Origin of the sequence: Wolbachia endosymbiont of Dirofilaria (Dirofilaria) immitis (assembly GCF_013365455.1) — a bacterium.
Taxonomy (GTDB): domain Bacteria; phylum Pseudomonadota; class Alphaproteobacteria; order Rickettsiales; family Anaplasmataceae; genus Wolbachia.
Genome location: NZ_CP046578.1, coordinates 36088 through 54015, shown reverse-complemented (window position 1 = coordinate 54015; position 17928 = coordinate 36088). Strand labels below are relative to the sequence as shown.

At 32.8% G+C, this 17928-nt stretch carries 13 protein-coding genes and 1 pseudogene; 4 read left to right on the top strand and 10 right to left on the bottom strand.

The features are described from left to right. The first annotated feature begins 97 nt into the window (after window positions 1-97). Entirely contained in the window at window positions 98-1573 is a 1476-nt protein-coding gene (gene gatA / locus GOY12_RS00195; RefSeq protein ID WP_175818097.1) for an Asp-tRNA(Asn)/Glu-tRNA(Gln) amidotransferase subunit GatA, read from the top strand. Between the two features lie 58 nt (window positions 1574-1631). Here gatA and GOY12_RS00190 read toward each other — a convergent pair whose 3' ends face one another. From GOY12_RS00190 to acpP, 3 genes are all read right to left on the bottom strand, one after another. Further along, window positions 1632-2561 carry an AEC family transporter gene (locus GOY12_RS00190; RefSeq protein WP_175818096.1) on the bottom strand — a complete coding sequence of 310 codons (930 nt, stop codon included), beginning with the start codon at window positions 2559-2561 and terminating at the stop codon, window positions 1632-1634. Between the two features lie 306 nt (window positions 2562-2867). Next, the gene (gene fabF, locus GOY12_RS00185; RefSeq protein WP_175818095.1) at window positions 2868-4133 is read right to left on the bottom strand and encodes a beta-ketoacyl-ACP synthase II; all 1266 of its coding nucleotides are present in this window, start codon (window positions 4131-4133) and stop codon (window positions 2868-2870) included. Beyond that, window positions 4130-4402, bottom strand: coding sequence for an acyl carrier protein (acpP, locus tag GOY12_RS00180; protein WP_175818094.1), 273 nt, complete (start codon window positions 4400-4402; stop codon window positions 4130-4132). The genes fabF and acpP overlap by 4 nt, the downstream gene beginning before the upstream one ends. Window positions 4403-4562: 160 nt before the next feature. Here acpP and GOY12_RS03800 point away from each other — a divergent pair. Together GOY12_RS03800 and GOY12_RS00175 are read left to right on the top strand one after the other, a co-directional pair. Next, a pseudogene (locus GOY12_RS03800) lies at window positions 4563-5346 on the top strand (polyprenyl synthetase family protein); the annotation flags it as partial. Next, entirely contained in the window at window positions 5347-6252 is a 906-nt protein-coding gene (locus GOY12_RS00175) for an FKBP-type peptidyl-prolyl cis-trans isomerase (RefSeq protein WP_175818093.1), read from the top strand. It abuts the pseudogene before it with no gap. Window positions 6253-6284: 32 nt separating this feature from the next. Here the strand turns inward: GOY12_RS00175 and GOY12_RS00170 are convergent, their stop codons facing one another. The 5 genes from GOY12_RS00170 to GOY12_RS00155 all read right to left on the bottom strand — a co-directional run bounded on the left by GOY12_RS00170 (window position 6285) and on the right by GOY12_RS00155 (window position 12514). Further along, window positions 6285-7781 (bottom strand): proton-conducting transporter transmembrane domain-containing protein, encoded by a 1497-nt coding sequence (locus GOY12_RS00170; protein WP_175818682.1) that lies wholly within the window; start codon window positions 7779-7781, stop codon window positions 6285-6287. A 596-nt stretch (window positions 7782-8377) separates the two neighbouring features. After that, window positions 8378-8539 (bottom strand): hypothetical protein, encoded by a 162-nt coding sequence (locus tag GOY12_RS03655; protein WP_218938929.1) that lies wholly within the window; start codon window positions 8537-8539, stop codon window positions 8378-8380. Between the two features lie 713 nt (window positions 8540-9252). Beyond that, a complete protein-coding gene (tgt, locus tag GOY12_RS00165) occupies window positions 9253-10470 on the bottom strand; it encodes a tRNA guanosine(34) transglycosylase Tgt (RefSeq protein ID WP_175818092.1) in 1218 nt (405 codons plus the stop codon). Beyond that, a complete protein-coding gene (gene nuoE / locus GOY12_RS00160; RefSeq protein ID WP_175818091.1) occupies window positions 10471-10971 on the bottom strand; it encodes an NADH-quinone oxidoreductase subunit NuoE in 501 nt (166 codons plus the stop codon). Window positions 10972-11482: 511 nt separating this feature from the next. After that, entirely contained in the window at window positions 11483-12514 is a 1032-nt protein-coding gene (locus GOY12_RS00155) for a hypothetical protein (RefSeq protein WP_369406208.1), read from the bottom strand. A 7-nt stretch (window positions 12515-12521) separates the two neighbouring features. Between GOY12_RS00155 and GOY12_RS03755 the strand changes: the two genes are divergently transcribed. After that, on the top strand, window positions 12522-12839 hold the full coding sequence (locus tag GOY12_RS03755) for a hypothetical protein (protein WP_369406207.1): 318 nt from the start codon (window positions 12522-12524) through the stop codon (window positions 12837-12839). Window positions 12840-14971: 2132 nt separating this feature from the next. Here GOY12_RS03755 and ispD read toward each other — a convergent pair. Then, complete coding sequence (ispD, locus tag GOY12_RS00150; protein WP_175818681.1) at window positions 14972-16210, bottom strand: 2-C-methyl-D-erythritol 4-phosphate cytidylyltransferase; 1239 nt, start codon at window positions 16208-16210, stop codon at window positions 14972-14974. 12 nt (window positions 16211-16222) lie between these two features. Next, on the bottom strand, window positions 16223-16942 hold the full coding sequence (locus tag GOY12_RS00145) for a triosephosphate isomerase (RefSeq protein WP_175818089.1): 720 nt from the start codon (window positions 16940-16942) through the stop codon (window positions 16223-16225). Window positions 16943-17928: the final 986 nt, after the last annotated feature.

Sequence of the window (17928 nt, the reverse complement as noted above, 5' to 3'; positions counted from 1 at the left end):
AGTTACCTTAGTTACATTTCCCAACTATAACTACAAGTATATAGACCATTCACCCTATTGTTGTTATAATTAATGTCTTGCTCAAAATTAAATGTTAATGGATGAATTAAGGAAGCTAAGCATTACAGAGATGCGTGATGGACTTAATCGAAAAGATTTTTCCGCTATCGAACTTGCAGAGGTGCATATCAACGCAGTTGAAGATGAGAAACTAAATGCATTTGTAACAAAAACTCCAGAAATAGCAATAAGAGCCGCCAAAGCAGCAGATGAACATCTTTCAAAACAGAAAGATAATACAGCCCCACCACTCATGGGCATACCAGTTGGTATTAAAGATTTATTCTGTACGAAAGGAATAAAAACAACAGCATGTTCAAAAATGCTAGAAAATTTTATTCCTACCTACGAATCCACAGTATCTGAATTACTTTTAAAAAGCGGAGCAGCTATACTCGGCAAGCTTAATATGGATGAATTTGCCATGGGCTCCGCAAATACAAATAGCTGGTTTGGTCCAGTTGAAAATGTTTGGACTAGAAAAAGTGATGGAGAAAAGGTTGTACCTGGTGGATCATCTGGTGGATCTGCGTCAGCAGTTGCCGGATTCTTATGTGCTGGAGCGCTTGGAAGCGACACAGGTGGATCTGTACGCCAACCAGCAGCCTACTGTGGAGTAGTTGGAATAAAGCCAACCTATGGAAGGTGTTCACGTTTTGGCATGATCGCATTTGCAAGCTCTTTAGATCAAGCAGGAGTCATTACCCGTTCTGTATCTGATTCAGCATTAATGCTGGAAACAATTTGTGGCTATGATAACAAAGATTCAACATCAAGCAAAAGGCTAGTACCCAAGTTTTCTAGCCTTATAAGTTATAATATAAAGGGTAAGCGTATCGGCATACCAAAAGAGTACAAGATGGACGGTATCTCAGAAGAAATTGTCCATTATTGGGAAAAAGTTTCTTCTAACTTAAAAGAAAGCGGTGCTGAAGTCATTGATATTGCCTTGCCACATACTAAATATGCAATACCAGTCTATTATTTAATTTGCTCTGCTGAAGCTTCATCTAATCTCGCTCGTTATGACGGCGTGCGTTATGGATTCAGGAATGATGCTGATACCCTTGAAGAAATGTACTCACTAACAAGGGCAAAAGGTTTTGGGAAAGAAGTAAAAAGAAGAGTCTTAATCGGGGCTTATGCACTTTCCTCAGGTCACTACAATGAATATTACGAAAAAGCGCAATGTATCAGAGCATTAATCAGAAATGACTTCATAAAAGCATTCGAGAAAGTAGATTACATACTTGTTCCATCCGCTCCAACAGAAGCTTTTGGCTTGAATGAAGAGCCAGATCCACTAATTATGTGCATCAATGACGTTTTTACTGTACCAGCAAGTTTAGCTGGCCTACCTGCTATTTCTATTCCTGTTGGACTTTCCAATGAAGGATTGCCACTTGCTTTACAAGTAATTGGAAATTATTACGATGAAGCTGGAATATTGAACATAGCAAATGTAATCGAACAAAATTGTGGTAGAATAATTGAGCTACGTAGCTTAGTTTAACATAAGATCATTCAGTAAGTAGCCAGTTACATAACACTATAATTGCTCAAATCTCTGATCAAAAAGGAATAAGTTTAGCAAAAAATAATGATATCATTATTGGAACATAAAATAGTCCTACTGCAGTACTTATAAGAAGTAACAAAGTAGCTCTATCTGGTTGATAATTTAAAATATTAGCGAGTATTACACTAGATCCGGAGACTGGAATAATAGCTAACAACATCAGTGCCTTATATATACTCTCATCATATATGCCTATAATATGTTTGTCTATCAGAACAATCCCTAAAACAAACAATGGCCAGAACACATACTTTGCTGTAATAGTAGTTAAAGCGAGCTTCCAATCTATTTTAAAATTTGTTATTTGTACAATACTCACTCCAAGCAGCACCATTCCTAATGTAATAAATGTACTTCTAATATTCATCATAACATCTGTCAAAAAAGTTGGTATTTGTACATTATATATACTTAAAAAAAAGCCTAGAATCATCGCATAGGATGAAGGAAGCCTGAACAATCTTAACATGCATTCTTTTGCAGTGTATATACCATTTGCAGCTATATAAAACCCTAAACTATTTTCAAACAGCGCCATTCCTATATAACAGACAACATATACAGACACTGAATCTTCATCAAACAAAGTCATAGCAATCGGCAAGCCAAAATAACCCATGCTTGTACTACCTGAGCTAAATGCCAATATATTTTTCGTATTATCTTTAAATAGAAAAGAAGAAAGATAATAAACTGATAAGGACATAGTACTTCCTATAAACCATATTAAAACCGGTAAAGAAATTACCTTTAAATTAACCTCTGCATGAGACACTCCATATAGAATCACTATTGGATTAGCTATATAAAAAAGTATTTGAGATATAGTATTTTTATCAATCTTAAGGTACTTTCCTGCTAAATAACCAATAAGTATTGTAATATAAATAGGCAATATTTTAAGAAAAAGGGTAAAAAACATATTAGCCTAAATTACAATCCTTCTTGATATTTTTGACTGATAAAGTGACATTAGATCTTAAGATATTATAAAAGTAAACAAAATTTATTCTCCAGTTTACCTAGTTTGTAGTTAATTAAAAAAAGCTTTTCACATACCTTTTAATATGCAGTAAGCTTGCCGAAAAGCAAAGTTTAGTTTCACTGAACTTCATTATGCATTTTTAGGGTACAAGACAGAAAACTCATAGAAAGTAACTACTCTGTAAAATAAGAGTGTTTTACGTTTATACATTTTAGTTATAAACAATCTCAGTAAAAAAACAAATCATACTTGTCCAAAGATGAGTGATGCATTAGTGCCACCAAAGCCAAATGAATTAGAAAGTACATATTGGATTTTGTGTTCTTGAGCTTTAAACGGTACAAAATTCAAATCACATCCTTCTGAAGGCTTGTGTAAATTTAAAGTTGGTGGAGCAATTCCGTTATTTAATGCAAGGATACTGAATATTGCTTCAACACTCCCTGCAGCACCAAGCAAGTGCCCTATAGAAGACTTAGTAGAAGAAACTGGCACTTTATAAGCATGTTCACCAAACAACTGTTTTATTGCTATCACCTCAATTTTATCTCCAAGCAGTGTTGAAGTGCCATGTGCATTGATATATCCAATTTGACTTGGATTAATTCGCGCACTCTTCAAGGCAATTTGCATTGCTTTAAATGCACCTCTCCCTTCTGAATGTGGTGATGTAATGTGATGTGCATCCCCTGTTAGTCCATATCCAACCAGTTCAGCATATACCTTTGCCTCTCTCTTTCTTGCATGTTCATACTCTTCTAAAACTAATATACCTGCTCCTTCGCCCATAACAAATCCATCACGTTCTTTATCCCATGGTCTTGAAGCTTCTTCAGGTTTATCATTAAATTTAGTCGACAGCGCCTTCATAGATGTAAAACCTGCAATTCCAACTCTACACAGTGCACTTTCTGATCCACCTGCAATCATCACATCTGCTTCACCAAGCTTTATAGTTCTTGCTGAATTTATTATCGCATGTGCACCTGTTGCACATGCAGTTACTGCTGAATCGTTTGGGCCCATGAATTTGTATTTAATAGAGATATGACCAGATATTAGATTTATTAAACTTGCAGGAACAAAAAATGGACTAACACGCCTAGGACCCTTTTCCTGCATAGTAATTACATTTTCTTGAATTGATGGAAGGCCACCTATACCAGAGCCAACAGTAACACCAACACGTTCTCGATTAATATTCTGGCTTTCCAAAATTAGCGAATCGTTCACCGCCTGAATGGCAGCGGCAATACCGTAGTGAATAAAGCGATCTGTCCTCTTTAGGTCTTTTTCAGAAATATAATCTAGTAAGTTAAAGCAGTGTTCAATGTTATCATGTTGTAGAGGAACTTGTCCTGCAACCTTGCAAGCAAGATCAGAAGTATCAAACCTGCTAATCCCCTTTACACCAGACTTACTATCTATCAACTTAAGCCAAGTACTTTCAACATCTGTTGCCAATGGAGTAATTAAGCCAATACCAGTAACTATTACTCTTCTGTTCATTTACTGTTAACTATTTGCTTTTTCACCACATACTCAACTATTTGTTCCATAGTTTCCATTTTTTGTGCATCTTCATCTGGAATTTCTATTCCAAACTCCTCTTCTGCTGCCATAATTATCTCAACTGCATCTAAACTATCTGCGCCATGATCTGAAAGCTTCGAAGAACTGTTAAATCTCTCCACATCCTTACTAATATGCTCCAGCACAATCTTTTTTACTTTTTCTGCTATGTTTTCTCTAGTACTTTTTGCTAGTTCTCTATCCATTTTTTACCAAAAAAAAACCTATCCCTTGATGTTATAAAAAATCTTTATGTTTGCAATACCTTTTATAATCGACAAACTATCATAAAGCTTTTACTACTCCAGCTAAAGTACACTTCAGCACTATATGCTAGAAGATTAATAAATTCAAAAATGCTAGCACATCAATAAAAAATTCCTGATTGCAGAAGTAGATAAAATTTTACCTAAGGATAGCAAAAATAAGCTCATATCAGCAATGCTGCTTTTGCCCCCGTTAAAATACGTACACTTATTTTTCATTATAGCTTCATCACAAGAGTTTGATATAGAAGCTGAGAAAGTAATATTAATATTACTATGGTAGTTAAATGTATCTACACCTATGCCCCAATTCATAAAAATCTACCGTATATAGATAACAGAGATAATCATAAAAACAAACTAGCCGCCACAAGAAATTTAACAAAGCAACAGCAGTGCTTGCTAGAGATATGCTCCTTACCCTTACTTTCGAAATGCTATCTTCACTAAGTAAGATAGTAATAAGCGCTGTGAAACCATAAAAGCACTCTCTCAGACTGTAGGAACAAATGAATAATAGTAGAGAGCAACAAGTTTTATGTATTAATAAAAACTTTGGTAAAATAAAAGAAATTTATTCTGACGGAAACCATAAAACTATTTGCACCTTCACATGAAATAGAATAGGTGCTATAGTAGAAGATATAACAAACAACATAGAGCATTATATAACTACAAGATAAATCTAGAGCTCATCTTTCAAGTTGAGGATAATATTAAAGACTACACACAAGATAAGGTAATAATTTAATGTCTGCGTTCGATAAAAGTAAGGCAGAAGACTATACAGATAGCCTCTTTAAACAAACTTTGGATAAGCTAAGCAAACTTCTAGAAGATACTAATCATCTATACTATATAACTTATTGAATCAAGTAAAAAAGATGATTAGAAAAATTGTATTACAGCTGCTTGTTTCCATGGTAATAATTTTTACTTTAACTTCCGCTTTTGTGTTTATTATAATACACATAAATAAAGGCAAACCAGAAAAACAGGATAAGCTTTATGAGATAAACACCATACACGATGGCTTAATACAGACAATAGCATACTACTTAGTGAAACCAATATTTGAATCAGCACTTGACCATTATATTAAAAAGCATGGCCTAGCAGAATACTTAGAAGAAATAACACAACAGAAAAGAGAAAAAAATATGACAAGCTTTTATGAAATCAAAGAAGGTAATGGCAGCAAAGCTTTATGTGGCCAAGAAATTCTACTACAAGTATACAAAATACCTAATAATCTAACAATGCCACTTTTGAATCAAGTCTTTAATGTTTCTTTTAGAATAGGTCAAAACAACTGGAAAGAGTTAGGTTTAGGAATAATAGGCATGAAGGAAGGGGGAGAACGTGTAGTTACTGTAAACAGTATTACTAATGATAACCAAATGAACTTTAGTTCTTATTATGTTAAACTACTTAAAGTAAAAGATAGATACCCTGATCCAGTAAATAATATGATGATTTTTGATGACTTAATTAATAAAACTGGAAAACAAGTAAAGTGCGGTGACAAAATATCGATTAAATATAGCATAATGAGGCATGATGGTGAATATATAATCAAAAACCAAACAATACAGTTTAAAGTTGGTGATAAAAAGGTACCACTTGCCATAGAGCTTGGAGCCATAGGAATGAGAACTAACAATAAAAGAACTATTATTTCTCCACCGGAACTTTTAAATGTCACTGATAGTATGTCAGTAGAAGACATAGGTTTTGACGAAGAGCATGTTTCGATAATTAACCTAAGTCTAGATGCCAACCTACAATAAAATTACAGTTTAAAAGCAAGAAGGTAGATACTTTAAAATATTATCTGGTAACTAAAGAAAATAATAAAAGTACATATTGCAGTAATAACCGGCGGTAAAACTAAAAAAATAGGTGTCTTTTTAATGAAAAACCTTCGAGAAGGTTTTAAGAAAAAAGCATTGTAAATTATTGGTAAAAAGCACATAGCATTGAGTACAGTGCTTATAATTAACAGAAGAGTAATAAACACAATAAGTGATACATTACCGGAGTTAAAAACAGCTTGAAAAATGAAAAATTTACCCCAAAAAGTTGGAGCAGGCGGCACCCCTATCATAGACAATGCACCTACAGTAAATGCTACCATAGTAATTGGCATACTACGCCCTATGCCATGAATTCTATCCACATATTTCTCACCCGTTTCTGTTACTATACTACCTGCAACAAAAAATAAAGTGATTTTTGCAAACGCATGACAAACTAACTGAAAAACTGCAACCTTTGCACTGAGGTCGCTAAGAATTGAAGCAGACAGTGTAATATATGATAATTGAGAAACAGTAGAGTAAGCAAGCAACTTTTTCAATTCTTTCTGCTTAAGTGCAATTAATGAAGCAGTAATAATAGTGAACCCAGCAACATATGGTAGCCATCCTCCAATAAACCAATTTTGTTGTGCAAAGAGTTGCAGATTACCGATACCAAAAATGCAGAATATGACTTTTATGATAATGAAAGCCCCAGATTTTACAACAGCAACAGCATGCAGCAGTGCACTCACAGGAGTCGGTGCAACCATTGCTTTAGGCAACCAAAAATGCATTGGCATTAATGCAGCTTTACCTATTCCATAAATCAGCATCGTAAAACATACTGTAGTAAAAGTGATGAGTGAGGTGTCAAATTTAAATACTCCATCGCTTACAAAGTCTAAAGTATGAAATTCACTATATAAGAGACCAAGAGCAGGAAAAAATAATATCAAGGAGGAAAAAAATAGCATACCAAAATAATAGCGTCCAGCTATTATTGATTCATTTGTTGCACTATAGGTAATTAGAGGATAGGTACTAATAGTTAAAAGCTCATAAAAAACAAATGTGGCAAGCAAATCACCAGAAAAAGCAATGAACATCACACAGCTAATCGATACTGAAAAAAAACATAAGAAACTCGAGTAATTACTACCAGGATAGTTACTCTTCATATAGCATACTGCGTATATGCTAGTTAATATCCATAAAAACGATATTAATAGACTAAATATTACCCCTGTAGACTCTAGCTTTAAACTAATATGCAAATTATTGCCAAAATCTATGAGGATAAATTGAGAATGATCACTATATATCCAATATAAAGTACACAGACACGTATACGTAAATAGAAACATAGAAGAGATAACAGTAATACTGTTATTTATCATAGGCCATTTGCCAGTAAAAAAGATAATCACTGCGCCAAACAGTGGAATCAGTGCAGTAATTAACAAATAATTTTCAGTAATAAAAAATGGCAAGGAAAGAGACATTAAAACATAGTCGATTAAATAATTCATCTTTCTGCTTAGGCAAAGCTTGAATTGTACTTAAATTATAGAAAAAGTTCCACTTTTTCGTAAATTAAGTTCTACATATTATATAATACAGAAATAAGGAAATAGATGCCCTTACTCTTCTATATAACTCAACTTAGACAAGTTTTTCCAATTTGTCCATACATATATTTCAATACATAACATAGTTGAAGCAACGTACCACTAAATGATCGCTTTCCTTTCAATAGCCCTCTAGCTTTACCATCTGTTTTCATTTCCCTATATGGCTTTCAAGAAATAATAGTAGTAGCTATCTTCTGTTTAAACCATATTTTTCTTTTGCGAATCATTTCTCAGAGCATTCGCTAATTTATTCTCTTTAACAATAACTTTACTTTCCTCCTCCTACTTACCCCTATTGCCTTGTTTTTTAATTCTCGTTATTTCTCCCTTTTTTTCAAAAACTACAAGTAGTATATCATTTCTTGAGCACAATTTTCAAAAAAAGCTTAGGTTGCCTTAAAATCCCATGTTAAGAGAAATAATTTAAGTACACGTATTATTACTTAGTGATAATTCTTTAGATAGATTGATTTGTTAAAAAGTCAAGTACCACCCATCACATATGTTTTAAATGTATTGGTCCTGGTTTGTGCTTCAGATAATGCACATACTTTACTATCATTCAATTTCCTTTTCTTAGTGAACAACAACGATAGCAACAACTTTTCTTCAAATAATGAACACCTAAAGATTTTAGTATACATGTTCTTCTTACACCAAGTTGGTACTAATAAATTCCTATATTTTTTAGACAACTAGGCATTTACTACACACTTTACTATTCCTGTTTATATATTGCCTACACATCATCAAAATTAGATTTCTTGTATCTCTTCAATATTCAGCCTATTTTTTTTAAACTATCCTTTTCTTTTAATCATTGACTTAATAATTTCGTCAATTTTTCTTTATGTTATTCACACTATCATTAACTAATATCAAGTTTTTTGCCTGACCAGCTTGTGTTTTTATGTTCTATAACTGCCTTATAGATACATAAATTTTTCTAACTTAACTCTGTTGTCTGCGAGTTTTCTTGACAAGTCTAAATAACCTTCCCGTTACTCTTTCATAGCATCTAAACACCTTGTAGATGTACAGAACATTAGACTTTCTTTGACTTAAAAGCGCGAATGTAACACAGGCTTTAGCTCCTCCTCACTTTTATTCTACCTTCATCCTTTAAAAATCCCTCTATATCATCAGTAACTCTATTTTCTAAAATCACAATCTTTCTCTATCTACCAGCAAAATAACTGCATGTATCCAATCAATAGCAATATTATTAAAATCAGCTACTAATAAAGCATCATCCCTTTAGTCATATTTTCACTTCACAATTTTATCAGTCACAATACCACCTGTAAAAGTAATAGAAAAATAATAAGAAAAAAAGCTAACAGCATAAAAAGAAAACTTAAGAAGAAATAAGGTTATAAAATGATGGTACTCCACTAACCCAATTATTCTTTTCCTGACTCAGTTTACTGTTCAATATCGCTTGTCTTATTGATCTCATTAGTTCATTCATAAAAAAAACATTGTGAATAGTAATAAGAGTGCAGGCTAGTAGTTCTTTAGCTTTTAACAAATGGTGTATATATGCTCTCGAATGCTTTCTACAAGTGAAACATAAACAGTCACTTTCAATTGGACTATTGTCTAGCTTAAATTGTTGATTACGCAAATTAATATACTCTTTGCACTTCGAAATAATAGAATTTCTATTTCTTACTTTAATAAGCGCACCACCATGCCTTGCTAAACGAGTCGGATATACACAGTCAAACGTGTCAATTCCAAGTTCTACTGCACGAAAGATATCCATAATTCCACCAATACCAAGCAAATGAGTAGGCTTTGTTTTTTTCAAATGCTCCATAGTAAAAGACACTACATCATACATTTGCTCTTTACTCTGACCAAGCGACCCACCTATTGCTTGACCAAAAAATGGCAAATTATTAACAAAATCACAACTTTCTCTACGCAAATCTTGATATACTCCGCCTTGGCTAATTCCATATAGTGCTTGTTTTCCATTATCATTTTTTTTAAACTCATTTAAAGAACGCTCAGACCATTTACAGCTCATAAGCATCGATTTTTGTGTATACTCTTTGCTAACGTGAAATGGAGTGCATTCATCCAAAACTAAAATTAAATCTGCGCCTAACTTTTGTTGAATTTGCATAGATTTTTCAGGAGTTAGACAATAATTTTTACCATTAATATAAGAACGAAAAATTGCTCCATCCTCATTAATTTTGACTAGAGTTTTTTGTTTTTTTTTTATTCCCTTTATCTCTTGTGAAACTGATCCACATCCCAAACTAAATATCTGGTACCCACCAGAATCAGTTAGCATTGGCCCACTCCATCCCATCATCTTGTGCAAACCACCAAGTTTTTCTACAGTATCCTCTCCTGGTTGGAGCATTAGGTGATAGGTATTAGATAGTATTACCTGAGTACCAGCTTCACTGACTCTTTCGATATCTGCAACTTTAATTGCAGCTTTTGTTGCACAAAATATAAATGCTGGTGTTTCTATATTTCCACTTGGAGTTTCAATAATGCCAACCCTTGCAGAACCTAACTGCTTGGTTATTTTAAATGAAAACTCTCTTTTCATCTATTTATTTAAAAGTTCTGTTATGATGTTCTCTACCTTTTGAGGAGTAAGATTTTCATAAAAATCATTATTGATTTGCACAACAGGAGCACCAACACATGCACCAAGACATTCAACTTCCTTCAAAGAAAAAAGATTATCTTTAGTGGTCCCACCAATATCAATTCCAAGTTTCCTTTTAAAGGTATCCAGAATTTCTTCGCTACTACACAACCAACAAGGAGTTGTTCTACAAACTTGTATAAGGTATTTACCAATTGGTTTTAAATTATACATAGTATAAAAATTTGCCACCTCATATACACGAATATGTGGAATATAAAGCATGTCAGCAACGTAGTGCATTGCAGACCTAGGAACCCATCCACATTGTTCTTGAATCAGGTATAGCAAAGGCATAACAGCACTACCTTGCCTACCTTTCGGATACATTTCTATAAACTTCTTTGCCTTTTCAAGGTTCTCTGACGTAAAACTAAACTCCTTTTCTTTTTCTCTCATCTACAAGGTCTACATAAATCTCAGCAAATTATACTTAAATGGTCAATAATTGCAATTAGACTTCTTATATAACCTAGAAAAAAGTCAATATTTAAAATATCGTGTTCTTCGTAACACCATAACTCAGACACCATTAAATTGCCTTAACCATAAACACTGAGAGATCTAATAAGTGGAAAAAGGTAGAAGAAATTTCTATCTAGTATCTACTTCTAGCGTTTTTCTAAGTCCTTAGACGCTGCGATCTAGCAATTCTTAAACTGCAGCAGACACCCTGATTTAAATGCTTAAAAAAAAAGACAAAAAAACTTACAACGCAATAATAGATAGCCATTCACTCTCTAATCCTACAAATCAGTATTCTATAATGTCTTTAACATCCACAAGTATATTTCAGCTTGTATAAATAAAATATAAGGCACCAACTAAGCAATAATTTTATCATTCAACCAAAGGTTAAAGATAACTAAATAGCTCTATTATCATGCTAATAGAGCTAGCAAGAAACCTATTAAAGAATCTTTTTATGAGTTACTAAGCAGCACAAGTTACGCCCCCCGCCTTTAAGCAAAGATAGAAGCACAATCACTACAAACAACATCCCACCAATAACTGATATAGCTCCACCTGCAATAAAGCAGGCACGTGCTAGCATTGATGAAATGCTTGGCAAACCCACAACCTTTCTTAATGTACTGTATTCACCAAGCCAAACAAGACCAGTAATATGGAGAAAATGTCCAAGTCCATAGGCATAAATCTGTAATTTTACCACAAAATTTCTTACCTCTTTACAGTTCAGTTTCGGTAATAGCCAATAAATAAAATTCATAAAAGCTATAGTAATACCAATTATAGAACCATGATAATGAGCAGGAATAGTAACATTTCCTTCAATAGCCAGAACCCCAAGTATGCTTCCATAGGTGAACAACACAAATGAGTGTAGTAAGTAATTATTCTCATCACTAAGCAAATTTTTTATACTACGATACACTAATATTGTTAAAAAACATGACAGAATTGCTCCAGCAATCCTCATATGCCAAGTAAAAAACTGTACTAACTCAGCACTGCTTACCGAATAAATAAAATATATAAATGGTGCACACACAGCCAAGGTCGTATTTATAAATAGTGGCAAAATAGCAATTTTATTGCTTGAAGTTAGACTGATACTAGAACTTAGCATTATCAAATAAACTAAAAACATTCCTTGAGTAAAAGCAAATTGCAGTAAATGTCCGCCTCCCCAAAAAAGATATTCATAAAATAAATTCTTATCTGAGTGATATAGCCCTGCAGGCATGTTTTTATGAGCTAGAACAAAACAAAAGAATGATGACACAAGTATAATAACCAGTCCAACTTGCCCAACAGAAAAGCAAGAAACTTGCTTATTTGATACACAAGTAAGAACCGCATTGATCAATATACTAGCAATAAACAAACTAATCCCAAACAAAAATAATCCATTTTGTAATACGGGAATATAGTTGCTTTTTATAACTTCGGAGTTTGGAACAAACACGGATACGAACATTAGTAGCATGGAAAGGGTTGATAGAACCCACAAAAAGTTAAGCCAATTATTGGTGTTTTGTAAATTTATGATAAAAAGCAAAGATATTATAGAGCACATCCATACCAAAATTGACAAATTCACATGTATCACTAATGCATTGTCAAAAACATATTGTGCAGAGGGGATGAAAGAGGAAATAAAAGGCAATCGCAAAAAAACAACAATTATTGACAGCAGCCCAGAACAAGCAAGAGCACATGCTGCTAAGAATATCCATCGCTTGCAGAGTGGAATGTTATCTTGCATAAACATACCTACTTCCCTTCTTATTTTTGATCTATAAAATATTATAATATTAATATAGAGTCAATTTTCAACTGATTGATGTAACCTTATATTAACCTTATTTCACTGATAATTCAAGTGAAACATAAATAGCATCACAACAGAGCAAGTTGCATTCTCCATTCCCAGTGCATACTACAGCAATACTGCTAGCAGCATGAGTTTAAATTATAGATATTCCACTTTAACTCATACTCAATAATAAAAGCCATTGTAGATTGTGCTTCAACACTAGATGTAAGTAACTCCTTCCATAACATAATACTTCATTATATTTTATATATTAATATTATTTTTACTTGAGTGCAGTGTCAAATTACGCAACTATTTTTTTGAAACTAAGCAGGCTCTTTAATCTCCGTAAAAACATTGTTGAACTAAGTACTGCTATATTATTAGATTATGATAATAGCTATTACCAAAATAACCTCTCTAGCAGTATTGCTAAATAAGATAAATAATTTAAGAAACTATATTCCGGATACTATATAAACATCAATAAGTCAGTAAGCCATACACTAGCACTTCGTATCAGAGTTTACTTTTATCTTTTATGCAAGCAAATATCAACTTTGCTTATTGATATTAATTTTAACCAGCATGATTCTTGTTCTACTTTCCTTTCTACTTACAAGTAAGATAACGTATTTCGCAGATACATGATCAGAGCTTGGCTCAAGTACTACTGGCAAGATAGTAAATGTATTCTCGAATATCATATGTATAAAATGTATAAAGTTGTTTGCAAATGAATAAGGAAAGCCATTGCTGCCCTCATAGCAAAGCTACCAAAGTAAAACAGAGATTCTATACACGTGAATCTTCTATGGTTTCTCGTTTATGATCATACAAATACTGAATTTATGCTCTCTAATCAAAGAAAGGAGGTCAAGATTAATGACCACTGTAGTTTTACCTTTGTTACAATTACAATATAGTAACAGCTAATTTTCTTTGGATGATAACGAAAGGCTTCTCAATAATTTTTTTCAACTGTGATAAGAGGATTACTTGGTCCTAAGAATAATTATTTCCACTCCTAAAATTCAAAATTATCCGAATAACACAGAACAATATTTTGAAATAAGTCCATTACAATTGAGTTTTACTAAAAAGTAGAACCTATTGGTTATCCAGGTGGTAGCAAATCCAACCATTCTGCTTTACCGGAAAGTCTGGAAAAATTTTATCAACGCAAGATATTCGCAATATAACCCATAATTTCTCTACACAAAGTGTAGAAACGATTCCACAAAATCCATCACTTCTTTTATAAGACCAGGTGGAAAACATTCATTACAGCAAAATAGAGGCTAGTGATGATGAAGCTATTCTAAAATTGCTTTAAGGTTACGAGTTACTTATTAGAGAAACAGGTATAAAACTTTTGGATGGGCAAAGGTATAACACATTACAATTATAATAAAATTATAATAATAATTCCTTAAATTGGACTTATATTAATTCTAACTTAAGTAACACCACAACTTAATTCTATAACTGAAAGCAATATCCAAAAGCTCTAATGATAATATAAGGTAAAACTATTATATAATGTACAGCAAATCTCACATCTGGGCTTCCGCATATGAACCTTTCATCTCAGTACTTAATCATGCGACAAGATTATAGAAAATTGTGTAAATCAAAAAATTCTTGATAAAGATAGAATATATAAAATTTTATAGGATACATAAATTAGTGGACTATTTCTAAATAGAAGAAAAAATAGAGAGTGAATATGTACGCTAAGAAGCACACCAAAAAGTAAACGTAAGGCACTTTAATTTGGATAATGTTTTTGCATCCATAAACTGCGTAGCAGATATTTACCAAACGAAGCTGTACTAAGATATAATTTCAGACTCATGTGGAGAAGAAGATCATTCTCACAATTAACGCATCTAAAACTTTAAAATATAGATATAAAAGATTAAACATTTACGAAAATATTGCATTATTATCAACATCTTTAAAGTTAATTTTTCATGTTTCTATCAAAGCTCCTCGACCTAAAACTTGACCGTGTGCTAGCAACAAATAAAGCAATATTTGAAGAAATTTTATTAAAGATGAAAGAAATATCTTCTGAAATCAGTTTTCAGGCAGGTTTTAAACTACTGAAGTGCCCTACTTAAGAAATAAAGCCATAAGTGTTAAGGAAAAATTAGCGTAAGACACTAACTTGTATAATAACACAGAAGCATGTGCTGCTATTCCTTCACTTCTTCCAATAGAACCTAACTTTTCTGCAGTAGTTGTTTTGACATTTACAAATTCATCATCAATCCCCAATACTCTTGATATAAATTTCTTCATCTTTGCTCTATAAGGCGATATTTTAGGCTCCTCACAAACTATAGTGACATCTAAATTAGATACACGATACCCTCTTTCTTTAGCTTTTGCAGCAGCAAAGCTAAGGAAATAAGATGAGTTACAATCTTTCCAATTAACAGAACTGGATGGGAAATATTTCCCTATATCGTCACATCCTAGTGCTCCCAGTATTGCATCAACTATTGCATGTATTGCTACATCGCCATCAGAATGTGCTTCTATTACCATATCATACTCAATTTCTACACCACAAACTCTTATAAAGCTCTTGGCTTTATTTTGAGCCTTAACAAACTTATGTATATCATAACCTGTTCCAACACGATATTTTGGCTCTTCAAGAAGAAGATTCGCCACACCAATATCTTCTTTTGTAGTCAACTTAAAATTGCTTTTTTCACCTCTAATAATCGCAACACATTTTTTATGCCCTATCATAAGTGATGAATCATCAGTAAATTCTTTATTTGATTGATGACATAATAATAATTCTTTAAAGTCAAAGATTTGAGGAGTTTGTACCTCTCTGAGCTTCTCTCTTGAAATCGAGGATTTAATGAAACCATTATCTACCACTAACATAGTACTTTCAACCTCCATTGCTGGTACTACTCCAACATGCTGACCATCAACCATAAACTGAGCTAAGTTATCTATTAGAGTATCTGACACAAAAGGCCTACACGCATCGTGTATAATGACAAAATCTAAATTCATTTTTTGTAAACTTTCAAGTCCAAATTTAACTGAGTTTTGCCTAATTTTCCCCCCGTACACTGGGCTCAGCAATTTAGTATCTATAATTGATGATATAGCTTCTTTATAGAAATTTTCATGATTTTGGTTAATGACCACTCTTACATAATCTATATGTCGGTTAGCTAAGAACTTTCTGACTGTATGAAATAAAACAGGTTTACCTACCAGCTTTATATACTGCTTAGAAATTACACCATTACATCTACTGCCTATTCCTGCTGCAACTATTAACGCCGCTATTTTGTATTCCTTGAATCTATCAGTATGCATCATGCAAGTTTTTTAATTACCGATTTCAGAACTGGTAGGCTTCTCAACCTGTTGTAAAATTTTATAAAAGTAGTCAAAATCTAGACTTGCACTACCAATCAAAACCCCTGATAAATCTGAGATACTAAGCAGACTGCCTATATTTTCTAAATTAACTGAACCACCATATATAACCTGTTTGTTACCAACACAGGATTTTATTACCTCTATTACTTCAGCAATTTTATCATTGCTTGGTACATATCCTGTACCTATCGCCCATAATGGTTCATATGCTACAATATATTCACCATACACCAGCAAGCGGTTTTTACATTGATATGCTATTACTTCCCTTGTTTTCCCACTTTTGCAATCTTCTACATTTTCACCTACACAAACAATTGGGCGCAGACCAGATTCCATTGCTATTTCCAATTTAAGTTTTATTTCACTATCTATTTCGTTAACTCTTTCAGAATGTCCAAGTATTACATAAGTACACTCTAATTCTCTTAGCATCTTTGCACTAACTTCACCTGTGTAAGATCCATATTTTTTATGATGGCAATTCTGCGCACCTATATTAATATTACTGTTTAATTCTATAGTATCTGGCAATGATGTAAAAGGAGGACAAATCACAAGCTTAGAGGTAATTCTATTGCTCTTATTGTTAAGTTTACCCATAAAATCAACAAATGAAGACCTTGTCCCATTCATCTTCCAATTTGCTACAATTAAAAAGGACATCAACTTTACTTATATAGGCAGGAAGAAGCAATACCAAAGCTAACTACTTCCCCTCACGCTTATTTATTAAATTAACAAATAAGTTAAATGAGATGTAACTTATCAACTTTTACTTACAATTAAAGGTATACACTTAGTTAAGAACTAACAAAAACCAATTTAAGGTTACAGAATAAAATAGAATTAAGTCAATAAAAATTTTTCACATCACTTATTTCTACTAATTTCTTCCTTCATTGGAGCTTTCCTAAACTTCATTTACTCAATTCGATCCTCTTAGTCTCTATTTTTACTCTTTAAACAGCGATTTAACAGAGCTTCCAGTTATCTAAAATTGGTAGACTATAAGAGAATAAGATACTGACATCATGGATAAACGATTAGGAAAGTTTTAAGATTTTAAAGATAAAGCAAAGCTATACCAAAAAACAAAAAAGAATATGATCTACGGAGTTCTTTCTATAAATTTTTATAAAAACATATTTTATTAGCACAATGATAGACCTTACTCAGGAAAACATTGCTATGGAAGAACACCCATGCAGACTTTTCTAGATACCAAGCACATTACCTTTTTTTAAATATACCTCTATTCAGAGATGTAAGAAAAAAACTAAACAAACATAACTATTGAAATTAAGATAGGCTATACACAAAAAAATATGATCACTCTTTAACATCTTATAAAGTCTACTGAGAAAAATAAACTTATGCAACCATAAGTACCTCTCAGCCATACTACCTAGACAAATACAGCTTCTTTTACCTTATTCTTAGCCTTGATAAACCGTCTTATGATGAACAAGTAATCCCATTGACAAAAGTTTTGTAAAAAAATTCAATAGCACAGATACTAAGACCATAACGATGTACTAATTGCAGTAAATTAAATAGCCGACTTTTCAATTTTTTTAAAAGCCACCAAATGCTATACCCTCAGCCAAATCATTGTGCTTAACGCTCCTCAGAAAAGCTTCACTTTATCA